This is a genomic window from Pseudomonas sp. SCPG-7 (assembly GCF_002156405.1).
Taxonomy (GTDB): Bacteria; Pseudomonadota; Gammaproteobacteria; order Pseudomonadales; family Pseudomonadaceae; genus Aquipseudomonas; species Aquipseudomonas parakoreensis.
In genome coordinates, this window is the sequence record NZ_MVOO01000003.1 from 275,223 (window position 1) to 299,927 (window position 24,705).

At 60.3% G+C, this 24,705-nt stretch carries 33 protein-coding genes; 3 read left to right on the plus strand and 30 right to left on the minus strand.

The window, feature by feature from the left end:
* Positions 1-22: 22 nt before the first annotated feature.
* On the minus strand, positions 23-673 hold the full coding sequence (erdR, locus tag B1722_RS08165) for a response regulator transcription factor ErdR (protein ID WP_041072218.1): 651 nt from the start codon (positions 671-673) through the stop codon (positions 23-25).
* Between erdR and B1722_RS29565 the strand changes: the two genes are divergently transcribed.
* Entirely contained in the window at positions 666-824 is a 159-nt protein-coding gene (locus B1722_RS29565; RefSeq protein WP_155416796.1) for a hypothetical protein, read from the plus strand. The two genes, erdR and B1722_RS29565, sit on opposite strands and share 8 nt — an antisense overlap.
* Before the next feature lie 72 nt (positions 825-896).
* On the opposite strand, the gene B1722_RS08170 is transcribed toward B1722_RS29565, so the two are convergent.
* The gene (locus B1722_RS08170) at positions 897-1,643 is read right to left on the minus strand and encodes a tRNA-uridine aminocarboxypropyltransferase (RefSeq protein WP_041072377.1); all 747 of its coding nucleotides are present in this window, start codon (positions 1,641-1,643) and stop codon (positions 897-899) included.
* 189 nt (positions 1,644-1,832) lie between these two features.
* On the opposite strand from B1722_RS08170, the gene B1722_RS08175 reads away from it, so the two are divergent.
* The gene (locus B1722_RS08175) at positions 1,833-2,258 is read left to right on the plus strand and encodes a PA3611 family quorum-sensing-regulated virulence factor (protein ID WP_041072220.1); all 426 of its coding nucleotides are present in this window, start codon (positions 1,833-1,835) and stop codon (positions 2,256-2,258) included.
* On the opposite strand, the gene B1722_RS08180 is transcribed toward B1722_RS08175, so the two are convergent.
* Positions 2,259-2,453, minus strand: a complete 195-nt coding sequence (locus B1722_RS08180) for a hypothetical protein (protein ID WP_041072222.1) — start codon at positions 2,451-2,453, stop codon at positions 2,259-2,261.
* Between the two features lie 358 nt (positions 2,454-2,811).
* On the opposite strand from B1722_RS08180, the gene B1722_RS08185 reads away from it, so the two are divergent.
* Positions 2,812-3,930, plus strand: coding sequence for a TIGR00730 family Rossman fold protein (locus B1722_RS08185; protein ID WP_041072224.1), 1,119 nt, complete (start codon positions 2,812-2,814; stop codon positions 3,928-3,930).
* A gap of 55 nt (positions 3,931-3,985) precedes the next feature.
* Here the strand turns inward: B1722_RS08185 and recX are convergent, their stop codons facing one another.
* From recX to B1722_RS08320, 27 genes are all read right to left on the minus strand, one after another.
* Complete coding sequence (gene recX / locus B1722_RS08190) at positions 3,986-4,456, minus strand: recombination regulator RecX (protein ID WP_041072226.1); 471 nt, start codon at positions 4,454-4,456, stop codon at positions 3,986-3,988.
* An 8-nt stretch (positions 4,457-4,464) separates the two neighbouring features.
* Positions 4,465-5,523 (minus strand): recombinase RecA, encoded by a 1,059-nt coding sequence (recA, locus tag B1722_RS08195; protein WP_003222269.1) that lies wholly within the window; start codon positions 5,521-5,523, stop codon positions 4,465-4,467.
* 83 nt (positions 5,524-5,606) lie between these two features.
* Positions 5,607-6,107 carry a CinA family protein gene (locus B1722_RS08200; RefSeq protein WP_041072379.1) on the minus strand — a complete coding sequence of 167 codons (501 nt, stop codon included), beginning with the start codon at positions 6,105-6,107 and terminating at the stop codon, positions 5,607-5,609.
* A 68-nt stretch (positions 6,108-6,175) separates the two neighbouring features.
* Positions 6,176-6,694, minus strand: coding sequence for a lysis system i-spanin subunit Rz (locus B1722_RS08205; protein WP_086792125.1), 519 nt, complete (start codon positions 6,692-6,694; stop codon positions 6,176-6,178).
* Positions 6,673-7,239: a glycoside hydrolase family 19 protein gene (locus B1722_RS08210; protein ID WP_086792126.1), complete on the minus strand. Its 567-nt coding sequence runs from the start codon at positions 7,237-7,239 to the stop codon at positions 6,673-6,675. The genes B1722_RS08205 and B1722_RS08210 overlap by 22 nt, the downstream gene beginning before the upstream one ends.
* A 33-nt stretch (positions 7,240-7,272) precedes the next feature.
* Positions 7,273-7,491: a hypothetical protein gene (locus B1722_RS08215; RefSeq protein WP_041072232.1), complete on the minus strand. Its 219-nt coding sequence runs from the start codon at positions 7,489-7,491 to the stop codon at positions 7,273-7,275.
* Between the two features lie 9 nt (positions 7,492-7,500).
* Positions 7,501-8,703, minus strand: a complete 1,203-nt coding sequence (locus B1722_RS08220; RefSeq protein ID WP_041072234.1) for a carbohydrate binding domain-containing protein — start codon at positions 8,701-8,703, stop codon at positions 7,501-7,503.
* A gap of 32 nt (positions 8,704-8,735) precedes the next feature.
* Positions 8,736-9,098 (minus strand): phage tail assembly chaperone, encoded by a 363-nt coding sequence (locus B1722_RS08225; protein WP_256578840.1) that lies wholly within the window; start codon positions 9,096-9,098, stop codon positions 8,736-8,738.
* 80 nt (positions 9,099-9,178) lie between these two features.
* A complete protein-coding gene (locus tag B1722_RS08230; RefSeq protein WP_041072238.1) occupies positions 9,179-10,099 on the minus strand; it encodes a hypothetical protein in 921 nt (306 codons plus the stop codon).
* A 37-nt stretch (positions 10,100-10,136) separates the two neighbouring features.
* Positions 10,137-10,604, minus strand: coding sequence for a phage tail assembly chaperone (locus B1722_RS08235; RefSeq protein ID WP_041072240.1), 468 nt, complete (start codon positions 10,602-10,604; stop codon positions 10,137-10,139).
* The gene (locus B1722_RS08240) at positions 10,604-11,530 is read right to left on the minus strand and encodes a hypothetical protein (RefSeq protein WP_041072242.1); all 927 of its coding nucleotides are present in this window, start codon (positions 11,528-11,530) and stop codon (positions 10,604-10,606) included. Before B1722_RS08240 ends, B1722_RS08235 begins: the two co-directional genes overlap by 1 nt.
* A gap of 23 nt (positions 11,531-11,553) precedes the next feature.
* Positions 11,554-12,120 carry a tail fiber assembly protein gene (locus B1722_RS08245; protein WP_041072243.1) on the minus strand — a complete coding sequence of 189 codons (567 nt, stop codon included), beginning with the start codon at positions 12,118-12,120 and terminating at the stop codon, positions 11,554-11,556.
* Between the two features lie 8 nt (positions 12,121-12,128).
* Complete coding sequence (locus tag B1722_RS08250) at positions 12,129-13,223, minus strand: hypothetical protein (RefSeq protein ID WP_041072245.1); 1,095 nt, start codon at positions 13,221-13,223, stop codon at positions 12,129-12,131.
* Between the two features lie 250 nt (positions 13,224-13,473).
* On the minus strand, positions 13,474-13,935 hold the full coding sequence (locus B1722_RS08255) for a phage tail assembly chaperone (RefSeq protein ID WP_086792130.1): 462 nt from the start codon (positions 13,933-13,935) through the stop codon (positions 13,474-13,476).
* Between the two features lie 7 nt (positions 13,936-13,942).
* On the minus strand, positions 13,943-14,563 hold the full coding sequence (locus B1722_RS30095; RefSeq protein WP_371851368.1) for a hypothetical protein: 621 nt from the start codon (positions 14,561-14,563) through the stop codon (positions 13,943-13,945).
* Positions 14,564-14,577: 14 nt separating this feature from the next.
* Positions 14,578-15,177 carry a YmfQ family protein gene (locus tag B1722_RS08265; protein WP_007964344.1) on the minus strand — a complete coding sequence of 200 codons (600 nt, stop codon included), beginning with the start codon at positions 15,175-15,177 and terminating at the stop codon, positions 14,578-14,580.
* Positions 15,165-16,211 carry a baseplate J/gp47 family protein gene (locus B1722_RS08270; RefSeq protein ID WP_086792132.1) on the minus strand — a complete coding sequence of 349 codons (1,047 nt, stop codon included), beginning with the start codon at positions 16,209-16,211 and terminating at the stop codon, positions 15,165-15,167. Before B1722_RS08270 ends, B1722_RS08265 begins: the two co-directional genes overlap by 13 nt.
* Positions 16,201-16,599: a phage GP46 family protein gene (locus tag B1722_RS08275; RefSeq protein WP_007964342.1), complete on the minus strand. Its 399-nt coding sequence runs from the start codon at positions 16,597-16,599 to the stop codon at positions 16,201-16,203. The genes B1722_RS08270 and B1722_RS08275 overlap by 11 nt, the downstream gene beginning before the upstream one ends.
* Positions 16,599-17,108, minus strand: a complete 510-nt coding sequence (locus B1722_RS08280; protein WP_041072253.1) for a phage baseplate assembly protein V — start codon at positions 17,106-17,108, stop codon at positions 16,599-16,601. The genes B1722_RS08275 and B1722_RS08280 overlap by 1 nt, the downstream gene beginning before the upstream one ends.
* Positions 17,109-17,261: 153 nt before the next feature.
* Positions 17,262-18,311 (minus strand): phage baseplate assembly protein, encoded by a 1,050-nt coding sequence (locus B1722_RS08285; protein WP_086792134.1) that lies wholly within the window; start codon positions 18,309-18,311, stop codon positions 17,262-17,264.
* 2 nt (positions 18,312-18,313) lie between these two features.
* Positions 18,314-19,552 (minus strand): DNA circularization protein, encoded by a 1,239-nt coding sequence (locus B1722_RS08290; RefSeq protein WP_086792136.1) that lies wholly within the window; start codon positions 19,550-19,552, stop codon positions 18,314-18,316.
* Positions 19,539-21,437 carry a phage tail protein gene (locus B1722_RS08295; protein WP_086792143.1) on the minus strand — a complete coding sequence of 633 codons (1,899 nt, stop codon included), beginning with the start codon at positions 21,435-21,437 and terminating at the stop codon, positions 19,539-19,541. The genes B1722_RS08290 and B1722_RS08295 overlap by 14 nt, the downstream gene beginning before the upstream one ends.
* A gap of 130 nt (positions 21,438-21,567) precedes the next feature.
* Positions 21,568-21,864, minus strand: coding sequence for a phage tail assembly protein (locus B1722_RS08300; RefSeq protein WP_003222226.1), 297 nt, complete (start codon positions 21,862-21,864; stop codon positions 21,568-21,570).
* Positions 21,861-22,208 (minus strand): phage tail tube protein, encoded by a 348-nt coding sequence (locus B1722_RS08305; RefSeq protein ID WP_007964335.1) that lies wholly within the window; start codon positions 22,206-22,208, stop codon positions 21,861-21,863. The genes B1722_RS08300 and B1722_RS08305 overlap by 4 nt, the downstream gene beginning before the upstream one ends.
* A 67-nt stretch (positions 22,209-22,275) precedes the next feature.
* Positions 22,276-23,772, minus strand: coding sequence for a phage tail sheath subtilisin-like domain-containing protein (locus tag B1722_RS08310; RefSeq protein ID WP_041072261.1), 1,497 nt, complete (start codon positions 23,770-23,772; stop codon positions 22,276-22,278).
* On the minus strand, positions 23,772-23,954 hold the full coding sequence (locus B1722_RS08315; RefSeq protein WP_041072263.1) for a DUF2635 domain-containing protein: 183 nt from the start codon (positions 23,952-23,954) through the stop codon (positions 23,772-23,774). The genes B1722_RS08310 and B1722_RS08315 overlap by 1 nt, the downstream gene beginning before the upstream one ends.
* A complete protein-coding gene (locus B1722_RS08320) occupies positions 23,951-24,535 on the minus strand; it encodes a hypothetical protein (protein ID WP_086792145.1) in 585 nt (194 codons plus the stop codon). The genes B1722_RS08315 and B1722_RS08320 overlap by 4 nt, the downstream gene beginning before the upstream one ends.
* Positions 24,536-24,705: the final 170 nt, after the last annotated feature.

Below are 24,705 nucleotides of genomic sequence, written 5' to 3' on the forward strand. Positions count from 1 at the left end.
AAAAGCGTGAAGACGCCAGCCTTTATTGGCTCGGAATTGACTCAAGTTGTTGCAGAAGTAATGCAGCCTGTGTCCGGGTGCGTACGTTCAACTTGCGAAAGATCGCTGTAACGTGAGCCTTGATGGTCGCTTCGGACACGTTCAGCTCATAGGCAATCTGCTTGTTCAGCAGGCCCTCACAGACCATGGTCAATACGCGGAACTGTTGCGGGGTAAGGCTGGCAAGGCCGTCGCTGGCAGCTTTGGCTTCGGCGGAGACGCTGACCGCTTCGAACGCCTGCGGTGGCCAGAACACATCGCCATCGAGCACCTTGCGCACGGCTTGCTGGATCATACTCAGGTCGCTGGACTTGGGAATAAAGCCACTGGCACCGAACTCGCGGGACTTGACCATGACCGAGGCTTCTTCCTGCGCCGAGACCATCACCACTGGAATCTGTGGATATTGACCGCGCAGCATGACCAGACCGGAAAAGCCGAACGCGCCGGGCATGTTCAGGTCCAGCAGGACCAGATCCCAGTCGGATTTTTCCGTCAGGCGTGCTTCCAGCTCGGCGATGCTCGCCACCTCCACCAGTCGTACATCCGGGCCGAGGCCCAGCGTCACCGCTTGATGCAGTGCGCTACGAAACAGAGGGTGATCATCGGCAATCAGGATGTCGTATGTGGCCATTATTCAAATGATCCTGTTTTTGATGGCAGACCCGACGCATTCGGGCCTCGCCAAAGCAACTCAAGAGAGCGCTGCACAGCGCTATCCACAGGGGCACGTTCAACGCCAATCACAAGCAAACACGGCGTTTCAAACCTTGGCCGCACCCTAATCGGCGCCAAGCATGCCCAGCGAAGCCGGGGTGGTCAAGCAGCACGGCCGCCGCTGCGTGAAGTATGGGCCACTATGGCGCCAACACTGCCTGCGGCTTTCGTATATAAGGCAACAACTCGGCGTGCGCCGGGGTCGACTCGTTCATGTCCAGCTGTTGTTTGGCGCCCAGGTAATGCTGGCTGAACACATCGAAATATGCGTCCAGTGCCGAAGCCGCATCGCGGTCCCCTGCCAACTCCAGACACAACGCCGCGACTTCGGCGGTGCACAGGTGTTCGCTACGGGTGGAGCGACGCAGGCGATAACGCGAGAGTCTGTCGGGCAACAGGCTGAGAATCGGCAAGCGATCGAAATACGGACTCTTGCGGAAGATCTTGCGCGCCTCGGTCCAGGTCGCATCCAGCAGAATGAACAACGGACGCTTGCTGCTATCGACGGCGACGGTGTTGGTCACCCGTGACGGTTCTACGTATTCGCCGGGAAATACCAGGTACGGCTGCCATTGCGGGTCGTTGAGCAGCGCGAGCATCTGCGAGTCAGGCTCGGTGCGCGACCAGATGAACGCGTGGTTGTCGCGTACCACATCGGCAATCAGCCAGCCGGTGTTGCTCGGTTTGAACACTTCCTTGCCGGTCATGATCAGGCACACGCCGGAACGGGACTCGACCGTTGGTCGCCAGGCGCACAGGCAATGGCTGATGATCACCCGGCAGTCGCGGCAACGTTCGGAGCGAAAACCTCGGGCCTGAATCGGCTTGATGCCCTCGTCCTCGCGCTGGTCGCGCAAACGGGCTACAGCGTTGGGGGCATGTTTGATCACAGGCAACGCACCACAGCAGGAAAACTCGACACGCACAGCACTCGGCAAGGTAATAAAGGCCGGCAGTTTACCAGAGCGGCGAGCGCAAACCTGTACCGTCCCGACCGGCTCCCCTATAATCCGGCGCCACTGAACGCACAGCCACAGGGCTGGTCGAACCACCAGTCACTGAATCAGGAGAGTTTCATGCTGCGCCTAATCGTTCCCACCGCCGCCATCGCGCTGGCGTTGTCCTTCAGCGCACAAGCGGCGTCGTTGAAAGAGCAGAATCTGAACAAAGAACTGCGCAACATCGCCGAACAAAGCAGCGTTGGTACGCCACGGGCGATCAACGAAGACATTCTCGATCAGGGCTACACCGTTGAAGGCATCACCCTGATCAACCACCTGAGCGTGCAGGCCAGCCACGCCGAAAAGATGCGCGCTGATCCAAAAGCGGTGTATTTCCAGCTGGGTGCTTCGGTGTGCAATAACCCGTCGTACCGCAAGCTGATGGCCAAAGGCGCGGTCATGCGTTACGACTTCACTGAATATAAAACCAACAAAGCCATCGGCTCGGCCAGCTATCAGGATTCCGATTGCCCGAAAGCAGCCCCGGCGAAGAAGAAGTAATCACCGGGTATTGGCGCGCCGCTGTTCATCCTCGGCGCGCAATTCGGCCACCAGGGCCTGTAAATAGCGTGAACGCCGTTCACCACCTGCCAGACGTCGGCAGCACTCCTCTTCGAGACTGACTTGATTGGCCTCGGCTGACGCTTTCAACATCCGATACAGCTGCGTATCGATTTCCAGAACCACTCTGGCCATCTATCCCGCCTCCTTGCCTGCTACCCGCGAATCCCTGAAAAGCGCGCACCCTGCGTACGGCGGCTGACTCCAAGCTGTCGTACAGTGCCTGTAAGTTAGTAAATCAGAGCGATTGCTCTACGGCGTACGTTCGGACGAGCGGTGAACATTCTTTGCCAATGACACCCGACGGCTGCCAGAAAAAGACTGCGCGGCGTAATGATCAACTCAGCGCAATGGCTCGCGAGGGTCTAGATTCAAAGTATTCCCGATCATCTGTTCACGGCAGGACAAGGAGCTGCCGAGTGTGTGTTTTTTTGCAGCGCGGCACTGACGCCGCACGTCAGGGCCACAAGCTCTGTGCAGAAGGAGACGTTGAATGCCTTACCAACCGAATGACCTGCTCAGCCGGCATTTTCAGGAACAACTTCCCGACCTCATCAACAAGGTCGAAGAACAACTCGACCAGGTTTCTCCCAACAGCCCGAACCTGCCGATCTATCGCGACATGATCCTGACCGTGCTACGCATGGCCCAGGAAGATCACAACCGCTGGAACGCCAAGATCACCCTGCAAGCCCTGCGCGAACTGGAGCAGGCGTTCCGGGTGCTGGAACAATTCAAGGGGCGACGCAAAGTCACCGTGTTTGGCTCGGCACGCACGCCGGTCGAGCATCCACTGTATGCAATGGCCCGGGAACTCGGCGCGGCCCTGACACGTTCAGACATGATGGTCATCACCGGCGCTGGTGGCGGAATCATGGCCGCCGCACACGAAGGTGCCGGACGTGACCACAGCCTCGGGTTCAATATCACCCTGCCCTTCGAACAGCATGCCAACCCGACTGTGGACGGCACAGGCAACCTGCTGCCGTTCCATTTTTTCTTCACCCGCAAACTGTTCTTCGTCAAGGAAGCCGATGCGCTGGTGCTGTGCCCTGGCGGGTTTGGCACACTGGACGAAGCACTGGAAGTCCTGACATTGATCCAGACCGGTAAAAGTCCGTTGGTGCCCGTGGTATTGCTGGATGTGCCGGGCGGAACCTTCTGGCAAAGCGCACTGGATTTCATTCGCCAGCAACTTGAAGAAAACCGCTACATCCTGCCCACCGACCTGAAACTGATGCGACTGGTCTATAACGTCGATGAGGCGGTGCAGCAAATCAACCAGTTCTACAGCAACTTCCACTCCAGCCGCTGGCTCAAGCGTCAGTTCGTTATTCGTATGCACCACAAGCTCAGCGACCAGGCATTGGCGCATATGCAGGAGGCTTTCGCCGATCTGTGTCTGAGCGACCAGTTCCATCAACACGCCTACAGCGGTGAAGAACACGACGAAGCGCAGTACAGCCATCTGGTGCGGCTGGCGTTCGCCTTCAACGCCCGGGACCACGGCCGACTCAGGGAACTGGTGGATTACATCAACCTTCCGGAAAATTGGGCCCATAGCAAACCGCAGACCACACATCGCACACGCGAACCTTCGAAGGTTATTTGAAGGCAAAAAAAACGGCCCGCTATTTTCATAGCGGGCCGTTTCTATTTAAACCGACTTAGTCGTCCATCCCTCTGCCGCTGAACAAGCGGTTGATCATCTCCATCGAAAAGCCCCGATAGGCGAGGAATCGACCTTGTTTGGCCCGCTCCTTGGCATCAATCGGCAAGTGTCCGGAGAACTTGCGCTGCCATGTATCCCGAAGCTGCTCCTGCCAGTCGATACCGCTCTCACGCAGTGCGAGTTCGATGTCGGCGCGTTGCAAACCACGCTGACCCAGCTCTTCGCGAATGCGCAAGGGGCCATAACCGGAGCGGGCACGGTAGGAAACAAAGCTTTCAAGGTAACGGGCTTCAGAAAGCAGCCCCTCTTCCGTCAACCGGTCGAGGGCTGTTTCGATCATTTCCGCCTCAGCGCCGCGCTGACGCAGTTTACGCGTCAGCTCAACTCGACCGTGCTCGCGTCGAGCAAGCAGGTCCATGGCGGTTCGCCGCACCGCGACGAGGGTATCCAGTACAGCGGTGGTCATCGCTGCGATCAGATATCAGCGTCAGCCAGGTCGTCTTCGGTCTCTTTGACCGCAGAAGCCTTGGAGTCGGCGATCACCGCTGGCGACAGCAGTTTGTCACGCAACTGCTTCTCGAGCTTGGCAGCGACTTCCGGGTTATCTGCCAGGAACTTGGCCGAGTTGGCCTTGCCCTGACCGATCTTGGTGCCTTCATAGGCATACCAGGCGCCGGACTTCTCGACGAAACCGTGCAGCACGCCCAGGTCGATCATCTCGCCATTGAGGTAGATGCCTTTGCCGTAAAGAATCTGGAACTCGGCCTGACGGAACGGCGACGCCACCTTGTTCTTCACAACCTTGACGCGGGTTTCGCTGCCGACCACTTCGTCGCCTTCCTTCACCGCGCCGGTACGGCGGATGTCGAGACGGACCGAAGCGTAGAACTTCAGCGCGTTACCACCGGTGGTGGTTTCCGGGCTGCCGAACATTACGCCGATCTTCATGCGGATCTGGTTGATGAAGATCACCAGGCAGTTGGCGTTCTTGATGTTACCGGTGATTTTACGCAGCGCCTGGGACATCAGACGGGCTTGCAGGCCCACGTGCATGTCACCCATTTCACCTTCGATTTCAGCCTTCGGTACCAGTGCCGCCACGGAGTCGACGATGATCACGTCAACCGCGTTGGAGCGCACCAGCATGTCGGTGATTTCCAGTGCCTGTTCGCCGGTGTCCGGCTGCGAAACCAGCAGGTCGTCGACGTTGACGCCCAGCTTGCCGGCGTACTCAGGGTCGAGGGCGTGTTCGGCGTCGACGAAAGCGCAGGTCGCGCCGGCTTTTTGAGCCTGGGCGATCACGGACAGTGTCAGTGTGGTTTTACCGGAAGATTCAGGACCGTAGATTTCAACGATACGGCCTTTTGGCAGACCGCCAATGCCGAGTGCGATGTCCAGACCCAGAGAGCCGGTGGAGATAGCCGGGATCGCCTGACGGTCCTGATCGCCCATACGCATCACGGCACCCTTGCCGAATTGACGTTCGATCTGACCCAGGGCCGCAGCCAAGGCTTTCTTCTTGTTGTCGTCCATTAAAGTCCTCACGTAATCAATAAGGCCTGACGGCCAACACCTGTATAAGTAGCCAGTATTATTCCACAGCGTTCGCGGATCGCCTACCCCTGATTTTCGATTTCTCGTGCCGCTAGTCGCAACAGCCCCTCTAGCGCGGCCTTCACCGTTTGTCGGCGCACTTCGTCGCGGCCACCGGGGAAGTGCTGAACCTCACTGGAAACCGCATCGCCCACGCCCCAGGCCAGCCACACGGTGCCCACCGGTTTGTTCGGTGTACCGCCATCGGGCCCGGCCACGCCGCTGACTGCGACGGCAAACCGCGCCAGGCTGTGCTTCTGCGCACCACGCACCATCGACTCGACCACTTCGCGACTGACCGCGCCCACCGTGCCGAACAACTCGGCGGGAACATTCAGTTGCCGGGTCTTCTGCCGGTTGGAGTAGGTCACATAACCGGCCTCGAACCACGCCGAACTCCCGGGAATCCGCGTGATCGCCTCAGCAATCCCGCCACCGGTACACGATTCGGCCGTGGTGACGTGGGCGTTGAGCAACTGCAAACGTCGGCCAAGCTCGGCAGCCAGTTGAGTGATCTCTTTCACGGTGCGCTCCAGATCGGTTGGAATCACTACCACCGTACACGACCCGGTTGCGCTTTCAATACACAGACTCATTCAAAATGTTCGGGCGCCAGCGCTCTGACATAGGCCTGACAGGCCTGCAGGGCAATCAGTCCGCGGTCGCCGGCGTCGGTGATGGCGATAATTCGTTGAGCATGCGCCGGGTCAAGTCGGGCGCGTACGGCTGCATGATCCACGCCGCCGGCGCCGGCGGTGGCTGGCACCCCGCAGCCTTGGGCAGCATCGCCGGCGTCGATGAGGACTGACAGGCGCAAATCAGCAGTGGCAAGACGATCGCGCAGGCGATCTTGATCACGTTGGGCATCGCTCATGGCTCGATAGTGGGTTTGTTCACTGGCCGCCAGGCGTCGCTCGAGGGCCAGACGTTTATCCTGCTCGATCTGCTGCGCGCTGGCTGCGGCCGCATTCAGCTGATTGAGAGTGTCGGCGTTTAACCGCGCCTGCTCCGCGAGTTGTCGACCGTAGCGCCAGTCCTGAAACTGCCAGGCCAGCGCAGCGGCCGCCGCAGCCAGCAGCAAAATGCCGATCAGGCGCCAGGAGATGGACATAGCACCGCCCTCGCCCGCGCCCAGATGTCGAGCCGATCCTGCAGGCCATTCAACCCGCCGTTGATTCGGCGAGTGATGCTGTTGAACTGATCGCGATCGGCCAGATCGTTCAGGCCGTTCTGTTCCCAGAACCATGCCGCCGATTCCGCTGCCCATTGCGGTTGCTCAAGCAACTCAGGCAAGGACAGCAGACGCTCATCGCCGAACAGGCCGAGGCTGCACTGGCGATAGTTGCTGCGCCCGGTAATCTGGATCAGCCCGCGACCGCGGTACTTCTGCCCGTCGCCGTCGGCCTCGGGCGTGTTGCCCAGACGCAAGGCCAGCGTGCCCGTGTCGTATTTGCTCAGGTACTGGTTGTTGCCCAGCTCGCGCACGTATTGCAGCTGCCCCGACTCATGACCAACTTGTGCCAGGAACGCGGCGATGCGTTTGGGCGAGTCGATATGGCGGCGAGTCATTGCTTTGTTCAGTGCAGAAACAAAAACGCCCGCTTGGGAGCGGGCGTTGGGCATGATGGTTTTAAGGTTGTCTTCAGTTATTTGCATAATGCGTAATCCTCCCTGGATGCTCCGATTGAATCATGGTTGGCGAGCAACGGCCCCCAGCCATTTTTTTGCCAGAGTTGTCAGGGTGTTGTTGGGTACAGACTCTTCGAGTGCGTCATTCGATGGCAGCACCTGTCCGCCGGTTAACAGCCATTGCTGATACTCAAGCCAGTCGCGATTGGTCGTGTCCTGCGGAATAAACGCGGCATCTTCAACGCGCAATACACCACAGGCGGTCAGTTGATATGTCATGAGCTACCCCTAGATTTCAGCGTCCGCTGTCCATTCAATCTGCAATCCGTTACCGGGCTGACTGCTCACAGGCGTCACGGTGCCGATGGCGAAACTTCGCTGTGTCACACTTTGCACCGTAGTCCCCGTGCATGCCACACCCTGCGAGTAGTTCCAGACCTGACTGCTTTCATTTCCGGGGCAATACAGGACGACGGTGGGTTGCACTCTCTTCTGAACCTGCATGTCTATAACCATGCCGTATTGACCGGTATTCCCGGCCGCAGCCTGAGTGAACGTAACGATGCAGGTTACGACACCATTGTTTGCACGAATCGGTAAACGACTGGCAAACGACTTCTCGAAGTAGCGCTGACACAACATCAGCTCTTCACCAACAGGACGATATTCGAACGGCGTGGAAACCGGTCCCTCCTCGAGTTGAACCCGTGCAAGATCCACGGTTTGCAAAACGTTAAGTGGCAGATCAAAAGCCAACCGCAAGTAATCATTGGTGCCGAGCATTTTTCCCGCGATCACTGGCACCTGAAACGTCGCGCTGTATTTGGTCCATGCAGTGTTCAATGCAAAGACATCGACCACTTTGACGACGGCTTCCGAACCACCGTTGCCGAAGTACTGACCGATGGTTACCTTCAACGGGCGCGCGGCGTCGGAGCGCGCCCAAAATGTCACGGTGGCGGTTTTTCCAGCCAGAGTCCTGACCGATTCAACGCCTTGGGAAATCTTGTGCTCGGTAGCGCCAACGCCCGCCGTGGTTTGCTGCCAGCGCAAGAAATAGCTCGGCTCACCTGCCACGTCTGTCTGGCCAGGGGCAAAATCCTGGCGAGAAATGGCCACGGCAGCATTGCCATTCCAGTCACAGCGAAAACGATCGGCTACATACCCACCGATATTGGGACCTTGGTTGGTTGTTCCGCGCTGCCAGATATCGAAGCCGCCATTGATCAGCACATTCCGGCGATAGACCTGCACCGGAAACTGCTGCAGAGGGTCAGGCTTGGATAATTGGCGGATGGCCTGCGCCAACTGATCGGTCTGTGCTTCATCCGGTTTCAAACCGGCCGCGGTAATTGCGTTGAGTATTTCCTGAGTAACACTGTTGCCCCAACTGGCCGGGATCAGCGATCCCGGTGTTCCGGCGATGGCGTCTTCGTCAACAAATTTGCCGTCGACCAGGCCGGAGCCCGGGACACTTTTTGGGTAATCCATGTTTATTTATCCTCGGTTGCTCAGCAAACCGCTCAACCATTGGCCTGCAGCAAGCGTTCGAGCCAGTCAGGTTCAACCGGCCGCGAACGTACGTTCGGGAAATCCGGATTGTCAGGCCAGTCGCGTAGTGCCTGACGGTACGTCAGGAGTTGTTTGAACTCTTCGCTGCGCAGGGTGGTGCCCTCGCCCATTTCCAGTTCTTCGGCATCGCGAAGAACCAGCCATTGAGTGCTCTGCAGAACGTTATTGCGCCAGCCGCGCTCCAGGGCAATCAGCGCCACTGGGGAGACTTGCGGCTCGCCAAGGACTGGCTGACCTGTGGCAGTGGCGCTGATGACTTTGCCTGCGGCCTGCCCGGCGAATAGCTCAATGTATTGGGCCTGAGTGATTTCCACTGCGCCTGCTGGAGGTTCCGCCCCAGGATTTTCAACCCGGTCAAATCCAAGCGTTTGTGCGTAAAAGTAAATAGCCACGGTTAAACTCCCCAAACCAGAATGCGACCCGAAATTCCCGTCGATGGCTTGATCCCTGTGGAATCAATGTTGCGAACCCGCGCCACCACCTGAGTGGTGGTCGATAACCCCAGATCGAACGCCCAGACGGTCGCATTTGCGGCACTCCAGCCTGTCGGATTTGCCTCATTGGCGACGCCACCCAAAATGGCCGACGGAAACTTGATCGGCAGTGAAAGCGTCATGTTGCCGTTGGCGTCAGAGCCACCGACGACCCATTGCAGGATCAATCCGCTGGGGAATTTCTGATAACCCGGCGTGGTGAACTGAGCGCCGTAGGAGGCGCAGTGCTTCAACGCAGCCGTGCCATAAACCACCCAAGTACCAGACTCCCTGACGAAGTTCGCACTCTCACCGGCGTTCATCACGATCGACGCCACGTAAGCCCCTTGAGGGCTGATTTGTGAGCCGGTTTTGCTGGCTACCATGACCGAGCCTGCGTTGCGGCAATGCAGACTGATCGTCGCGCCATCCGGCGCCGAGGCTGCGTCCGGAAGCGTCACGGTATAAGTCACTGTGCCGCCCAGACCAATCGAGGAACCGACATCGGCCAGCGTCAACTGAGTCGCTGCGGATATCCCGCGAGCACTCGCATGACTGCCCAACGCTCGTTGTACAAATTGCGCAGTTGCCGCCGAGCGTCCGCTATCAAACTGCGGTGCTGTGTTGAACAGCGTCGGGCTGCGCAGCGCAGCGAGCAACTGATTAGTGGCCGACTCATTCGGCGTCATGCCGGCCGCTTGCACCACATTAAGAATTTCCTGCGTAACGCCATTGCCCCATGTCGCCGGAATCAGCGAACCAGGTTTGCCGGCAACCGGGTCCTCATCAGCAAATTGTCCATTCACCAGTCCGACACTGGGCACACTCTTGGGATAGTCCAAGGGTTGTCTCCTTAATCCGAAATATTTGGGGCTGGTCTCAGCCTATGAGTGCGGCTAACCGCGTGGGGACCGAAGGCCGGGAAACTGCGGAAGGAAATTGACTTGTTTCAGGCCAGTCGCGCAGCGCCTGACGGTACTCCAGCAATTCCAGATATTGCGCAGCCTTGAGCGTCGTCCCGCGCCCCAGCTCTTGCTCATCGCGATGCCGCGTCACCCACCATTCGGTGGCCGACAGGCTGGACTGGCGCCAGGTGCGTGCTGCCGCCAGAGCGTCTTGCTCCTCTACGACGACGTCAGAGATAACGACCGGACTTTCCATCACCGGCAACGGCGCAATCTCCTCGCGCAGTTCGCCGACAGGTGCGCCGATTTCGATCTGCATGCCCTCCGGCACGGGCACCATCGACTCGACGAAGGACGGGGCAAAAAGCTGGGTAATCTGGTAGTCGCCGGTATCGATCACCTCGACCGCAACGCCGTTTTCCACTCGTGCATAACGGGCCATTATTCGTACTCCCAGATTTCACAGAAGGCGTTTCCGCCGACGCCGCTGAGGACTGACGCGGAGGCACTGGTCGAACATGAACCACTGCCACCTGACCCTCGGTTTCCTGAAGTGCCAGCGCCACTGAGGCCCATCAACGGGCCACCGCCATCAAACGGACTCGCGCCTCCGCCACCCGCCAATACGCCCCAATTGGCGTTGTACATGGCATAGCCACCGCCTATTCCACGTGCGTTAGCGAGATTGCCGCCCGTCACGGTTTGTCCTCCAGCGCCCCCCTGAACGAAGCCAACTGCCGTGGCGGTCACAGGAAAGGTCAGTATTTGCCCGCCCATGCCACCGGACGCGCTCAGGTAACTGCCAAAAGAAGCGCCTCCGCCGGCCTGCCCCATCGAGTTACGTGAGGCACCACCAGCCCCCAGAGAAACAGGAACGCCGGTCATCATTTCTGCTGTCACGTCATATAAGCTCTCGGCGTAGGCGCCACCACCACCGCCACCTCCAATACTGTGATAACCCGCTGCCACCGGCGCACAGCCGCCTCCCGAACCACCAGCGCCAACCAGACGCACGCGAATCCGTTTGGCCCTGGGATTGGGCTTGTAAACCGTGATCCCGAGCGTCTCGATCTGCCGCACCGCCAACAACCGCCCCACCGCATCGGTGATGCCGTAACCGGCCAACGTGGTCGGGGTATTTTTCAGTTTGCTGAAGTCGACCAACGCGCCGATGGCCGCTGCCAACTGATCGGTTTTCGCTTCATCAGGCGTCAGACCGGCAGCCTTGATCGCGTTGAGAATTTCTTGCGTGACACTGTTGCCCCACGCGGCCGGGATCAACGAGCCCGGTGAACCGGCGAGCGGGTTTTCATCGACGAAGCCGCCGTTGACCAGGCCAACGCCGGGAATGCTTTTTGGATAATCCATTGCACTGCTCCCTGTGCTGAAAATCAGTTGGTTATGGCTGCGCCGGGAGCGACCGGCCAGGTAATCTCATCGGGGAAACCGGCCTGTTTTTCGATGCGGTTCAGCTCGACGCTATAGAGCTTCCACTCGATCAGCAGCAGTTGTTCGTCGTGGCTGGCATCGCCGATGTCTTCGGCGTATTGCAGCGGAGCGATGCGCAGGACGGCATCGCGTAACAATGCGTCGCGCTGGCCGAGAGATTGCTGTCTGATGCTCGCCAAACGAGCCTGCTCATCCAGCACCCAGGCGTTGTCGCGCCAGATGTGGAAGTCGCCTGGCCATGGCTGCGCGGTCAGGGTGTCCGGCAACTCACCCAGCTCGGTCCAGATCTGTTGCGCGCCGCCGTCCTTGCGATAAACCATGCCCCGACGATCGATCACCTCACGCGGTACACCGTTGATCAGTGCCCAGCTACGACCGGTTTCCGGCTCAGGCAACTCGTACGCCAGCTCAACAGCATTACCGGGTAACTGGATGCCAATGCCCGGCGTGACAATGAACTCGACTGGCCCGGACAGAGCGCCCGAACCATCAAATAGATAATTGAACATAAAGTGCCTCAGATGAGTTTGATGCGGCCGGGATAGGCGATGTTGCGCGGGCGGGATTTGAAGGCGTAGAGCAATGTTGCTGCGGTATCCCTCTGATAACTGGTATTCACCGGAAAAGTCGGACCACCATTGATCAATCCCGTCACGTATTGCGGTTCTTCCCGGGTATCCGCGCCAAAACTGGTCAAGCTATCTGACCAGTACGCGCCCACAGCGCCTGCGCCATTGGCACCTTGTGCATACGAATGAGTCGATCCAGTCTGAAAAGTACCCATCGCGCGCCCGGCATCCACACCACGACCTTCATCCAGAACCCGCAAGAATTCCCCTCGCCCTTCGGGGCCACGAAAGGTCGTCGCACCGTCACCCGTGGTCCACTTCCCCTCGGAGCCCACGCGTAAGGCTTCAGTCCCCAGCATTCCCGATTGCTGGGCGTGATCCCACAGCCACGGCCATTCCGCGCGTTTCATCACGGTGCCATTCAATGCACCGTATCCGCCGGGACTGAGCATCAGGGTCGTCTCGAAAAACGGCCGCCCCAACGGCGTATTGTCAAAGCGCCCGACCGGCCACCAACTCCCCGCCCCATCACTGCGCAGGTGCCACCAGTCACCGCCGCCCATCAATACGAAGAACGGATAACCGCTGGCCGACAGATGGGTGTGAAAACGAATCCCGTCAGTACCTGACGCCTGGATGACCATGCGATTACCGCTGTTGTCCACTCGACGAACAATCACGTCGCGCACACCGAGTGCGGCGTTGGCCGGAGGCAGCAGCACGGTCACAGGCCCCGGGCTGCCGTCGATCAGCACCAGGCCAAGCTCGGCCTCGGTCAGGGCTTTCGACGCGGCCAGTCGGGTGATGACCGAACGCATGGGGCTGGCCTTGCCGATAATCGACTGAATTGCCTTGAACAGCTGCCCGGTATCCGCCTCGGACGGCACCAACCCGCCACCGTTAATCACACTCAGGATCTCCTGAGTCACGCTGTTGCCCCACACCGCCGGAATCAACGAACCCGGGGTTCCCGCCACCGGGTTTTCATCGACGAAGCGGCCATCGACCAGGCCGACGCTGGGGACGCTTTTTGGATAATCCATAGGTCTTTCGTTCCTCTGAAATAACAAATGAACCGCGTCGTGGCGATCGCGAGTACGAGCCAGCGGCGGTCTGTTTTCTGAAAATAAAAAGCCCACGGTGACGTGGGCTTGGGTGCTTGATTCCTGCCGGTGGGCTTCGGCGTCAGGTCAGCGGAGGCTCATCGGCAAGTTTGCCGTTCGCCCGTGCGGGGCTGGGCACACTTTTCGGATAATTGACTGACTCGACTCCCGAACGCTTGCGTCATGAGCGTCACGGTTTGGCTCTGGACCTTGCCCGGGGCTTTTTCACCACGACCTCACCTGCGACCGACAGCATGGGGCGCTGTGCAATGGCAGGAAACTGCGTCGATGAGGGCCAGTTGCGCAGGTCGCGGCGATACTGCTGCAACGCTGTGTATTGCTCGGCGGACAAAGTGGTGCCTTGCGCGTTTTCCAACTCGTCGCGGTGACGTGCAACCAGGGGATCTGTTTCACTCAATTGCGCATCCCGCCATTGGCGTTCAGCGGTCGTGGACTCTGCCGGCGTAGCAGTCGGTGCATCGGCCAGAATGGGAAAGCCATTGGCGCGACACACAATTACCTGATTGCGCTTGCATCCTTCGATCAACTCGTTGCGGTGAGACGGCGAGATCTCGACGGCGTCTTTGGGAATCGTCGAATTGACACGAGAATCAAAAAATCCCTGAACCGAAGGGCTCCAATAAATTTTCATGAACGACCTACTTGCCTATGGCGATGTACTGCGCGCCCAGAGACGGACTAGAGCCCCGGGAAACAATGGTGGACAGGCTCCGGGTGCTGGCCGCGATATAACCGATTGATCCAGAGGATGCGGTGTAATCGTTGCAAACCATCACCCGGAAGAAATTTGAGTTGAAGCTCACCGGAAGCGTGGTGATGACATCTGTGGTGGCGCTATTGATCCATCCCCACTGAATAATCAAGCCGCCCATCCAGGACGGAAAGGCGAGGTAACCGGTGCCTCCAGTGTTAGCCAGACTGAACCCGAGCTTGAGCTTTTTCGGTGTCACCGCCACTGTGTCATCAACACCTGTCCCCACCTGATCCTGAGTCGCGACTTTCATCACCCCGGCAGCGGCTTCGCTCGCCTGTCCAGGCAACCGGTCGCTGATGCTTTTTGTGATCGCCTGCTGAAGCTGAGCGTGATTCTGTTCATCCGGCACGATGGCAGCAGCCTTGATGACATTGACGATTTCTTCCGTCACGCCATTGCCCCACGCAGCCGGAATCAGCGAACCCGGTTTGCCATTGATGGCATCCTCGTCAACAAATTTCCCATTCACCAGACCGGCGCTGGGCACACTTTTCGGATAATCCATCCGGTCATTCCTCCCTAGTCATAGTTGATGTGCACCTTGGTATGCGCCGGCGCACTGCGGTGGATCAGGCACTCCAGCGCCGAGCCCGGGTTCACGCCAAAGCGCTCGCCCCAGTAGCTCGCGCCGTAGCGCCGACCGAGCAGCAACCGGCCGCCGGTGTTGAGGGTCCACATGAATTGCGCTTCCCAGGTGCCCCAGTGCGCTGCGCCGAAACGCGAGCGGCCCATGCGGGGGGCTTCGTGTTCGGTGATGCTGGCGTTGGGGTAGCCCTGGCTTTTGGCGATGTCGAGGTAGTAACCGACAGCCTGGCTGCCGACCGCAAGCAAGCGCCGGCGTACGGCGAGGCGGCGGTCGTCGAACAGCGGCGTGGCGCCCAGGCACGGGTCGGGCAGTTCCATCACCCGCTCCCAGTCCGGCACCAGTTCGCTGACGCCGGCCGGGTCCATCTCGTTGAGCAGGTCGGCGGCACGGGCATCGAGACGGGCCAGCTCGACGGCGACGCCTTGCAGCACTTCCTCGAGTTCCGGGACGCGTTCCGGATCCCATGCCGGGCCGCTCGGCAGCAAGGCGCGCAGTTGCGCCTGGTATTGCGCGGCGGTTCTTATGCCCCCCATACGCAACCTCCGAAAGTGAGCAGTTCGCTTTGCCCGGCAGGCACGTCAGCGGCCGGCGCGGTCAGCGAGTGATCGTATTCACCGCCGGCGCTGCTGATGGCTTCGCGGATATGGCTGATCAGCAGCGGCACGCCGAGGTCGGCCTCGCGGTTGTGCAAGTCGCGCAGCTGCGCTTCCACGGCGGCGCGCACAGCAGTGGTGTCCGGGTTGACGCTCTTGAAGCGATACACCACCGGCACCTGAATCGGCCGCTGCACGTGTACTTCCGCGGTCACCGGACGCAGCGGTTCGATGTACGCCTGAACCTCCGCCAGTTGTTCATCGTTGGGCACCGGTTGCGGGTCTTCGTCGCGCATGATGAACACCGTCACCGTGCCCGGCCCCAGGAAGCCACCGCGGCACCAGGCTCGCGTCACGCCAGGCACTTCCAGCGCCCAGGTCTCGTAGTCGCTGGCCGAACCGCCGTGCGGAATGACCCGATAGGAACGGATCACCCGCGAACGCAGCGACTCCAGGCTTTCCCGCGCCACGCCGCCACTGAGGCCGGGCGCCAGCACGACGAAGCTATTGCCGATCACACCGGCGATCGGCTGCACCGGGTTCAGCGCCAGACCGGCGTCAGCATTGCCCAGGCTGCCGGCATCGAGCGCAGCAATCGTGGTGGTGTTGCTGCCATTGACGGTAGTGCGCGCGGTGGTGACTTTGTAAGTACGGCCATCGCTTGCTTGCAGCAGCGTGTCAACGTCGAGCACCGCGCCGGCAGTGGCGGTAAAACTGACGCTGCCGGTGGCGACTTGCGCCGGTTTGCGCGGCTGGTTCAGGCGCAGCGCGGCGATGCGTTCCAGGGTCGATTCGTCGGCCTTGTCTGGCAGGATCTGCTCGGCAATCCAGTCGAGATAACCGTACAGGCCATAAGCGGCACCGCCGAGGGTGCGGGCCAGCACTTGCGCATCGGACTGGCGCAGCGAATCGCCGGCCAGGTCGCTTTGGGTGCGCTTGATCAGCACCGGCAGCGAAGGGGTTTCAAACGGCATAGATCACCTGCCAACTGTTATCGGGGTTGATGTCCAGACGTTCGCCGTCGGCCAGGGTCAGGACCGTGCGCAGGTTCAGGCGCTGGGCGTCGAGGCGTTCGCTGATGATGTCGATGGCGCTGCAGTGGCCGTCGTCGATCAGCCATTGCAGGGCTTCGCGGGCATAGAACTCGGCGTCCATCTGGGTCTGTCGGGTCAGCTTGACCCGACGCAAAAGCCACAGCCGCGAACCGATGCGATCGTCGGCGACGGTGGGAAAGCTGTCGCCCCACCAGCCGAAGCGCTCCTCGTCATCGAGAGCGTCGTCATCGGCGGCGCGGCGCCAGGTGAACAGGCTGATGAGCACGGCGCGGGTCAGCGCGGCATGGAGGTTCTGGCTGACAAGCATTATTTGCCTCCTGCCGGCGCACCGGTCTGGCCGCTGCCGGCCTGCACGCCGACGTGCACATGTTTGATCTGGCTGATGCCACCGGCGAGCTGATCACCGGTGGAAACGATCTTGCCGGTCTGGTTGATCACCGGCGTGTCGAAGTTCACCGCGCTGCTGGCGCGGATGTTCAGGGTGGCGGTTTCGATGTCGATGATGCGCCCGCGCTTGAAGTGAATTCTGTCGCCCTCGTCGGTGTAGATCGCCACTTCACCCGAGGCCAGCGACTGCAGGCGATAGCGGCGGTCGGCGACCACCAGGGCGATGGCGTGGGAACGGTCGCCGCCGAGAAACGTGACGATGCCTTCGGCGCCGGCCAGCGGATTGCTGGTGAAACCGTAGGGTTCGAAGTGCTCCAGGTCGTCGTTCACTTCACCGGCGGTGAGGCGCATTTGCAGCGATTGCAGCTTGGATGCCGAGTTGGCGAGCACGACAGTGCCGCGCGCCAGCAGGCGTGTCAGTAGGCTCATGAATTGATCCTCGATACTTTGCCAACACAAAACCTGTGGGAGCGGGCTTGCCCGCGATGGCGGCGTGTCAGGCAAAGAAGTGTTTGCGGTAACCTGCGCTATCGCGGGCAAGCCCGCTCCCACAGGATCAGGTGATGCCCTTCGGTTCCGGTGTCAGGCCGGCGTTTTTTTCGGGGGCGTGGGATCAGGATCGAAGGTATGCGGTGGCGCCACTTGCAGCGTGGTCACCGAGCCTTGCGCCGACAGCGAATACGTGACTTTGGAAATCAGCATGTCACCGTCAAAACCGAGCACCGGATCCGTGACCTTCACCAGCGTGTTGTGGCGCCACAGATCGCCATTGGACTGACGCCAGCCCTGCACCTGATAGGTGGTGGTCTGCGCCCGGCCGATGCGGGTGGCGCTTTCCCATTGGGCGCGTTGCTGGGCCAACTCGAACGTCAGCGCGGTGCCTTCGTTGATGATCGTGGTGCGTCGGCGCTTGAAGCTCAGATCAGCCGCGCTGGATTGAACCTCGCTGACGGCCGCCCCGCTCTTCTTGTCCGAGCCTTTCTGCTGACCGATCACTCGGTATTCAGAAAACACCTGGCTCTGATCCATCGGCGCGTTCGCCGACAGAATGTTCTTGCCCAACTCCAGCGCGTCACTGGCCCGACCACCACTGCCGGGCTTGGCCAGAACCAGCCGGCCTTGCTCGTCATCGGTGGAAAACACTCGGAACAGCGAGAGCAGACGGTCGATCGACTGGAACACCGTTTCGCCCGGCACGATGGTGTGTTTGGCGAGCCGCGCGGTCTCGGGAATTTCGTTGACCACGTACAGCGAGTATTCCGCCGCCAGAGCCTGGACGATGCTCAGCAGCGGTTGCTCCTGCCATTGGTTCGGCCGGTTGGTGGCTGCGCAATCGACCAGATCCTGAGTCTTGGAACTGCCCTCGATGCTCAGGCTGATCTGGCGTCCGTCGTAACTGATCGGGGCCTTGAACACGTAGCCAGTGAGCACCAGGTCCTGGCCAATTTTCACTTCGCACGGGTCACCCGGTTTGATCCGTTGATCCACCGTCTGCCCCGGCCACTGCCAGGTGATGTCGAGTTTGAAGGTGCGGAACTGGCGCTCAAGATCGGCGGTGATTTCGACGCTTTTCCAGCCGCCGTATTCCATGTTGTTGACGGTCAGCGTGACGCGGTTGTCTATCTCGCTCATGACTACTCCCGGGAGACTTTCACGTCATTGGGCGGCAGGTACAACGGGTTGGTTACCGCGTTACGCTGGATCACTTCGGTAACGCGCGTCGCATCTCCGAACTGTTTGTACGCCACCACCAGCGCCGGAAAACTCTCCTGAAACGACTTGGTGACCAGACGCACACCCGAAGACGCTACCGCTTTGAGGTGCGCGACCAAAGCATCCTGTACATCGCTGATCGCTTGATAGTGCGCCGGGCCGGCTTTGTTTTTGGCCATCTGGAGCGCCTCGACCAGGTTGTTCTGCAGCGCCTGCAAATCATCCGTGGCCGGCACGTCCTGACGAGTGACCTGCTGCTTTGATTGCTGATCAAGCGAAGGTGTCGACGCCAGCTTCACTGGCTTCGACGCCACCGGCATCGAGGCGACCCATTGCGCCACTTTGACGATCAGGGTGTCTTGCACCAGATCGGCCATGGCTTGGGCCGCCGCGTTGGTGTCCTTGCCGGTGGTGATCTTCGGCGCATCGGCCTTGCGAATGGCTTCGAGTTGTTGGGACACGTCGGCAATCACGCCACGGTAGCCCTCCTTCGCGAATGCCTTGAGTTCCTTGATATCGCCGAGCAAGCCCTTGAACTCCGCCGCCACTTCCTTGGGCAATTCCTTGACGGCTCTGACCAGTTCAGTGATTTCCTTGTATTGCGCGATCAGCGGTTTCAGCTGTTCCTTGATGACATCGAACACCCCGGTCAGGCTGTTTCGCAGATTATTGATGCCGATCCGCGCCGCTTGAATCCGGACAATCACCTCCTCGAAACGCGACACGGCTGACCCCAGCAACGCGTCAGCCTTGGCCAACAGGATTTTTTGCGTACTGACCGTGGCGGTCGGAAACGGCAACGGCCGGTCGGGGTAAAACTTCAGACTGAACGTCACCAGCCCGCCATCCTGGCGGGTGTGGGTCATGTCGCATTCGCCGACCTTGACTTGCAAACGTCCGAGCCACGGATGCACCAGTTCACCACTGCCCGCCTCCAAGGCCTTGAGCAGCTTGTCGCGCTGCTCCAGGCAATCGGCGCCGATGATGAACGCCGTCAGGTCGTGGGTCTTGGCCTGCTGGCCGAGATCCTCGAAATACGGCAGGTCGCGTTGCGGATACTCATGCAACTGACCTTTGCGACCGACCGGGGTTTTCGCCTGATCGGTCCAGAACCCGACACCGCGAAACGATGCCGGCAACAAGCGGTCACGCCAATTCATTGGAACCTCCTGCCGACAGCGAGCGATAGCCGATGCGCGAAGACAGCGCCAGGCCAGGTTGATTGGTTTGCGGTTGATCGGTGCGCAGCCCCGCCGGCGCATTTTCGAAGCGCACGGTCAGGCCGCCTTCGAGTTGCGTGCGGTTGTTGGCAGCGCTTTGCTGAATCAGGGCGCTGGAGGATTGTGGCAGCGAACCGCTTTGCAACGTCCCGTTTCCTGCAGGCGCTGGATTCGCGCCAAAGAATGCCGGCGCCAGTTCACCCTTGCCTTCGGCATTGGTCTGGCGTTGCGCCTCAGTCAGCGTTTCGACCTTGCCGGTGACCTTGGCGATCAACCCGGCAAAACCAGCGTCGAACAGTTCCTTGATCGGCGCGATGACGGTTTGCAGCTTTTGCCACAACTCGCCGAACCACCCGACGATCGGCCCCCAGCTCTCGATGAGCTGATCCAGAGGTTTCCATTCGAACAGCGTGTGCAGAAAGTCCACGACCGGCGCAGACACCGCCAGCACAACATCCCACAGCGCTGAAAAAACCTCGCCGACCGGCTGCCAGTACTGCGCAATCTGCTCCAGCGGCGACCACTCGAACAGGCTGGTGAAAAAGCCCTGGACCCGCTGCACTGATGTTTGCAGGGCCGTCCAGATCGGTTCGAAATACCCCACGACACCACTCCAGGCGCTGGTGATCATTTCCATCGGGAAATAATCGAACAACGTCCGCAATGTATCCCGGGTGCTTTGCACAGCCGATTGCAGCGTCGTCCACAGCGGCTGGAAGTACGCAACAACACCGCCCCAGGCGCTGGTGATCATCTGCATCGGCGAGAAGTCGAACAACGAAGCCAGGAACGCCTTGGCCGGCTGCGCGGCTTTTCGCAGGCCATCGAACATCGGCTCGAAGAACCTGACAACACCGCCCCACGCACTGTTGATCATCTGCATCGGCGAGAAATCGAACAGATTTCTGAGGAACGCCATCACCGGCACACTCAAGGCCTTGAGCAGTTCCCAGATCGCCGCAAACAGTCCCGTCAGCGGCCCCCAGTTGTCCAGGATCATGCCGTAAGGCGTCCAGGAGAAAACTGTTTTAAAGAAGTCGATCACCGGGCGGGTGACCGCCTTGACCTTGTCCCAGATCCCCGAGAAAAATCCCGTGACCGGTTGCCAGAGCGCCGCCAGCGCATCGAGCGGGCGCCAGTCGAGCACCGAACGCAAGATCGCCATGGCATTCGCCCCGACGTTTTTGACGCCTTCCCACATCCCGGTGAAGAACGCGCTGATCGGTGTCCAGTTGGCATAGATCAAACCGGCCGCCACCGCGATGCCCATGGCAATCAGCATGATCGGGTTGGTCTTGAGCACCATGCTCATGACATCGAACACTTGCGTCGCGCCAGTGACGGCGGTTTGCATCGCCGAAAAGGCGATGGCCCCCGCCGCCAGCCCCTCAACCAGTTTCGGATTGTCGGCAAGCAGGCTGCCGACCTGAGTCATCATCGGCTCAAGCCCGATCACCAACGCCCCCACCGCCGGCACCAGCGCTGCGTCGACAGCGGAGGAAACCTTTTCCATCGACGCACTGAACACGTTCATGTTCTGCGCGGCGGTTTGCGGTGCGGCGGGCAGATCAACGGTTTTCGCCGTCTCGCTGACTTCAGTCAGTTTGCCCTGAAACGCCGCCGCCGATTTGATCCCGTCCACGAACGGCGTGATCACACTGCCGCCCTTGAACAGACCGCTGATGTCCAGTTTGCCGAGGCCGGTCTGCTCGAGATTTTTCTTGAAGCTCTCGACCTTTACTCGCAGGGCGCCGAGTTTGGGCGACAGTTCATCGATGCCCGTGATCAGCACCGGTGTTTTGACTTGCTTTTCTTCGTCTGCCATCACTGCACCTGCTGCATCGCATTGATCCGTTGCGCGTGCTCCAGCGACTCGCGGAGCACATCCAGTGGCCTGGCCATCATCTGTTCGGGGTCAACCTTCCAGAACCAGGCCAGGTCATAGGCGACTGCGATCAGGTCGGTGATGGCTCCGACGCCGCACTCATGAAAAAACTCGCAACGGCCCAGCTCAACGCATTGAGGTCAGCCAGATCGAGCTGGTTGACCGACGACGGCGGGATGCCGGCGCACACGGCGATGTATTTGGCCGCCACGTCCATGTCGAGGCTGACTTCTTCGCTCTTGTCGATCTTGTACGGCAGCGCCTTGATCGCTCGCACTTCCTGCACCGTCGGACGGCGCAGGACGAGTTCGGTCAGGGGCTCGCCGTGAGCTTCGATCGCAACCTGAAGCTTCACGGCGCCGCTCATTGCCAGGTCCCCTTGATGCCTTCGAATTTCAGTTCGATGGTGGCGTCGTCGCCTTTGGAAACCGGCTCTTCGACCAGATAGGCACCGGCCAGCACGTAGACTTTGCCGTTGCTGAATTCGCAGGTGACGGTGATGTCGGTGCCTTCGATCAGCTTCTTCAGCGGGAAGTCGGCGGTGTGCAGCGCGGTCACTTTGAACGACGGCGCGACGTCGGTTTCCTTGTAGAAACCCGGTACGACGGTTTCGCGTTTGACGGCCATCAGCGGGGCTTCGCAGCCGCCGTTGATAGTCAGTTGTGCACCGTCGACTTTGACGTAGCAGGTGCCTGCAATCACTTGACCCATGGTGTTACTCCCTTCAAATAAAAAAGCCCACCGAGGTGGGCTGAATGCTTACGGCCAAACGCGGCGATCAGGCCGCGTCGTCGTATTGCAGACGGAATTGGTTGAGCAGTGCGAACACGCGCAGACCGTTGATGTAATCCGGCGGGAACAGCACGTTCACGCGGCTCGGGTCCTGCACGTCGCGCTCGACGATCAGGTGCTCGGCGAACAGCTCGGCGTTCTCCACGTGGCCTTCCAGTTCCAGCTTGGCGTACTGCGCGATCAACTCGCCGCGAATGGTCGCCGGAGTGACGATCGGCTGGCCGGCGCCGAAACGGGTGCCGTCGGAAGCCAGTTTGTGCCGGCCGTATTTGCTGGTGATCACGCTTTGCAGACGACGCACGATGAACGCCGACTGGTGCATGGTTTCGCTGTCCAGGTAGGAGTTGTCGGCCTGGCCGTAAGCGTTTTTCTGGTAGGTGGTGATCGAACGCTGGATGCGCACATAACCGCCTTCGTAGTAAGCGGTCGCGATGCCGTAGTTGAGCAGCGACTGACGCTCGGTCAGGGTGAAACGCTCGCTGGCCGGCGCCGGATCAACGCCCGGCAGGCTGCCGCTTTGCGTCGGACGGCTGGCATCGGCGGAAATGAACACTGCGGTGCGCGCAGCCAGTGCTGCCGCTTGTACCCAGAATGGTTGCGGTACGCCCGGTTCCAGCGCCTGAATGGTCATGTGCTGGTCGTTGCGTGCCTGGCCAGCAGCAACCAGGGTGCCGACGGTGCCGCGCTTGGCGCTGTAGACGTGACCGAACAGTTGCTTGGCCCAGGACCAGCGACCGGTGCTGTCATCCATCACCGCTTGCCAGGTGTTGAGGGTCGACAGATCCGACCACGGCAGAGCGATGAACTCGAACGGCTCGTCGCCCAGTGCAGCCACGGCTGCGACCTGGTCCGGCACACCGGCGCCACCGGTCATGGCGGTGATCGCGGTGGTCAGGCCGGCCGGGGTTTCTTCGCCGTTGCTCTTGCCCAGGCGATTGAACTGCAGGCTGATGTCGTTACCGCTGTCGCCGGTCCATTTGGCGGTCAGAGTGACCACGCCTTCAGCAGCCGCAGCGCTGACTGGCAGATCGGCGGTGGCGTTGATTTTCTGTGCCAGTGCGGTAGCCGCTTGAGCAGCGGTGGCACCGTTGACCACGGTGGCCTGCACCCGCACACCAGCGACGTACAGGTTGAGCACGCCAGCCTGAGTGGCGGTGCCGGTCAGGGTCAGCACGCCTTTGGCGATGGCGCCTTCAGTGTTGTGCAGCGGCAGGCACCAGATCTCGCCGATCGGGTCGGCCTTGCGGAAGGTCTCGTACATCGAGGCGAGCATCGAGCCCTGACCGCCGATGCTTTTTGCCAGCGCGACGCTGGAGACCAGCACCAGTTTGCCGACTTCGGTCGGGGCGATGTTGTCGTTGACCTGAGCGACGATCAGACGGCGCATGGCCGAAGTAGCGCTATTGGCGGCCGAGTTGTCCATTTCGGCATAGAACAGCGGTACACGAATGTCCGCGGGGATGTTGCTGAATCCGATCGCCATTATTTGGCTCCCTGTGGTTTAGCCGCTTTTGCGGTTTTGAGTGTGATATCGCCGTCGGCCAGACGCCGGCGCCACCAGGCGCTGTCCAGCACTTCACGGCCTTCCTTGGGCAGCAGATCGCCCGCTTCCGGGTCAGGCACGGCACGGCCAGCGGCCGGCAGTACGGTGATGCGATTGCTCATGGGGTTACGTCTCCAGAGAAAGTCAGTTCCACGCGCCCGTCAGGGCCCGGGTGTTTCAGATTGGGGTCGGCCGGGTCGATCGCATCGACCCGCACGGTGACCCCGGTAAAGGACGACAAACCGTCCAGTTCACGTTCGTGCCAACTCTCCGCAGGCTGACTGGGCAGATTGCGGCCGAGCTGGAACTCGGCAAAAAAGCGCAGCCGGTAGAAGGTGCGGCTGCTGTTGATCGAGACCATCTCGCCGCCGTCGTAGACGACGGCGCTGTAGTCATTGCCCGGTTTGAATCCCACCAGCGCGCGCCACAGTTCGGCGCGCAGGTCGTGCAACAGATCCAGCGCTTTTGTGCTGTCGCTGGCGTCGAGCGCCAGGACGATGTCGAAGCGGTCGCGGATCGGTTGCGCGGTGAGGTTTTGTGCGCTGCTGTTGCTGGCGAGATCGGCCAGCGGCAGAACATGGGCCGAGGGTGTCGGCAGATCGGCATTGCCTTGCAGCAACGCCAGATCGACACCCACCGCAATGTGGTTGGCAAGGCTTGGGCATTGCGCACGCAGCTGCGTGAGGATCGGGGTGATCTTCATGGTGGTGTTCCAGAGTTGAATGAAAAGCGGTCTGCAGAACACTGCAAAACCTGTGGGAGCTGGCTTGCCAGCGATGGCGGTGGATCAGCCGGCGTCTCTTTTGAATGGGCTGGCCTCTTCGCGGGCAAGCCCGCTCCCACAGGGATCTTCATCGCAGTGACAAAGCGGGG

What these genes read in the sequence shown, in the direction of transcription:
- erdR (WP_041072218.1), bottom strand. Translation starts at nt 673, where the DNA reads ATGGCCACATACGACATCCTGATTGCCGATGATCACCCTCTGTTTCGT.
- B1722_RS08175 (WP_041072220.1), top strand. Translation starts at nt 1,833, where the DNA reads ATGCTGCGCCTAATCGTTCCCACCGCCGCCATCGCGCTGGCGTTGTCC.
- B1722_RS08180 (WP_041072222.1), bottom strand. Translation starts at nt 2,453, where the DNA reads ATGGCCAGAGTGGTTCTGGAAATCGATACGCAGCTGTATCGGATGTTG.
- B1722_RS08185 (WP_041072224.1), top strand. Translation starts at nt 2,812, where the DNA reads ATGCCTTACCAACCGAATGACCTGCTCAGCCGGCATTTTCAGGAACAA.
- recX (WP_041072226.1), bottom strand. Translation starts at nt 4,456, where the DNA reads ATGACCACCGCTGTACTGGATACCCTCGTCGCGGTGCGGCGAACCGCC.
- recA (WP_003222269.1), bottom strand. Translation starts at nt 5,523, where the DNA reads ATGGACGACAACAAGAAGAAAGCCTTGGCTGCGGCCCTGGGTCAGATC.
- B1722_RS08205 (WP_086792125.1), bottom strand. Translation starts at nt 6,694, where the DNA reads ATGTCCATCTCCTGGCGCCTGATCGGCATTTTGCTGCTGGCTGCGGCG.
- B1722_RS08210 (WP_086792126.1), bottom strand. Translation starts at nt 7,239, where the DNA reads ATGCAAATAACTGAAGACAACCTTAAAACCATCATGCCCAACGCCCGC.
- B1722_RS08215 (WP_041072232.1), bottom strand. Translation starts at nt 7,491, where the DNA reads ATGACATATCAACTGACCGCCTGTGGTGTATTGCGCGTTGAAGATGCC.
- B1722_RS08220 (WP_041072234.1), bottom strand. Translation starts at nt 8,703, where the DNA reads ATGGATTACCCAAAAAGTGTCCCGGGCTCCGGCCTGGTCGACGGCAAA.
- B1722_RS08235 (WP_041072240.1), bottom strand. Translation starts at nt 10,604, where the DNA reads ATGGCCCGTTATGCACGAGTGGAAAACGGCGTTGCGGTCGAGGTGATC.
- B1722_RS08240 (WP_041072242.1), bottom strand. Translation starts at nt 11,530, where the DNA reads ATGGATTATCCAAAAAGCATTCCCGGCGTTGGCCTGGTCAACGGCGGC.
- B1722_RS08245 (WP_041072243.1), bottom strand. Translation starts at nt 12,120, where the DNA reads ATGTTCAATTATCTATTTGATGGTTCGGGCGCTCTGTCCGGGCCAGTC.
- B1722_RS08250 (WP_041072245.1), bottom strand. Translation starts at nt 13,223, where the DNA reads ATGGATTATCCAAAAAGCGTCCCCAGCGTCGGCCTGGTCGATGGCCGC.
- B1722_RS08255 (WP_086792130.1), bottom strand. Translation starts at nt 13,935, where the DNA reads ATGAAAATTTATTGGAGCCCTTCGGTTCAGGGATTTTTTGATTCTCGT.
- B1722_RS30095 (WP_371851368.1), bottom strand. Translation starts at nt 14,563, where the DNA reads ATGGATTATCCGAAAAGTGTGCCCAGCGCCGGTCTGGTGAATGGGAAA.
- B1722_RS08265 (WP_007964344.1), bottom strand. Translation starts at nt 15,177, where the DNA reads ATGGGGGGCATAAGAACCGCCGCGCAATACCAGGCGCAACTGCGCGCC.
- B1722_RS08270 (WP_086792132.1), bottom strand. Translation starts at nt 16,211, where the DNA reads ATGCCGTTTGAAACCCCTTCGCTGCCGGTGCTGATCAAGCGCACCCAA.
- B1722_RS08275 (WP_007964342.1), bottom strand. Translation starts at nt 16,599, where the DNA reads ATGCTTGTCAGCCAGAACCTCCATGCCGCGCTGACCCGCGCCGTGCTC.
- B1722_RS08280 (WP_041072253.1), bottom strand. Translation starts at nt 17,108, where the DNA reads ATGAGCCTACTGACACGCCTGCTGGCGCGCGGCACTGTCGTGCTCGCC.
- B1722_RS08285 (WP_086792134.1), bottom strand. Translation starts at nt 18,311, where the DNA reads ATGAGCGAGATAGACAACCGCGTCACGCTGACCGTCAACAACATGGAA.
- B1722_RS08290 (WP_086792136.1), bottom strand. Translation starts at nt 19,552, where the DNA reads ATGAATTGGCGTGACCGCTTGTTGCCGGCATCGTTTCGCGGTGTCGGG.
- B1722_RS08295 (WP_086792143.1), bottom strand. Translation starts at nt 21,437, where the DNA reads ATGGCAGACGAAGAAAAGCAAGTCAAAACACCGGTGCTGATCACGGGC.
- B1722_RS08300 (WP_003222226.1), bottom strand. Translation starts at nt 21,864, where the DNA reads ATGAGCGGCGCCGTGAAGCTTCAGGTTGCGATCGAAGCTCACGGCGAG.
- B1722_RS08305 (WP_007964335.1), bottom strand. Translation starts at nt 22,208, where the DNA reads ATGGGTCAAGTGATTGCAGGCACCTGCTACGTCAAAGTCGACGGTGCA.
- B1722_RS08310 (WP_041072261.1), bottom strand. Translation starts at nt 23,772, where the DNA reads ATGGCGATCGGATTCAGCAACATCCCCGCGGACATTCGTGTACCGCTG.
- B1722_RS08315 (WP_041072263.1), bottom strand. Translation starts at nt 23,954, where the DNA reads ATGAGCAATCGCATCACCGTACTGCCGGCCGCTGGCCGTGCCGTGCCT.
- B1722_RS08320 (WP_086792145.1), bottom strand. Translation starts at nt 24,535, where the DNA reads ATGAAGATCACCCCGATCCTCACGCAGCTGCGTGCGCAATGCCCAAGC.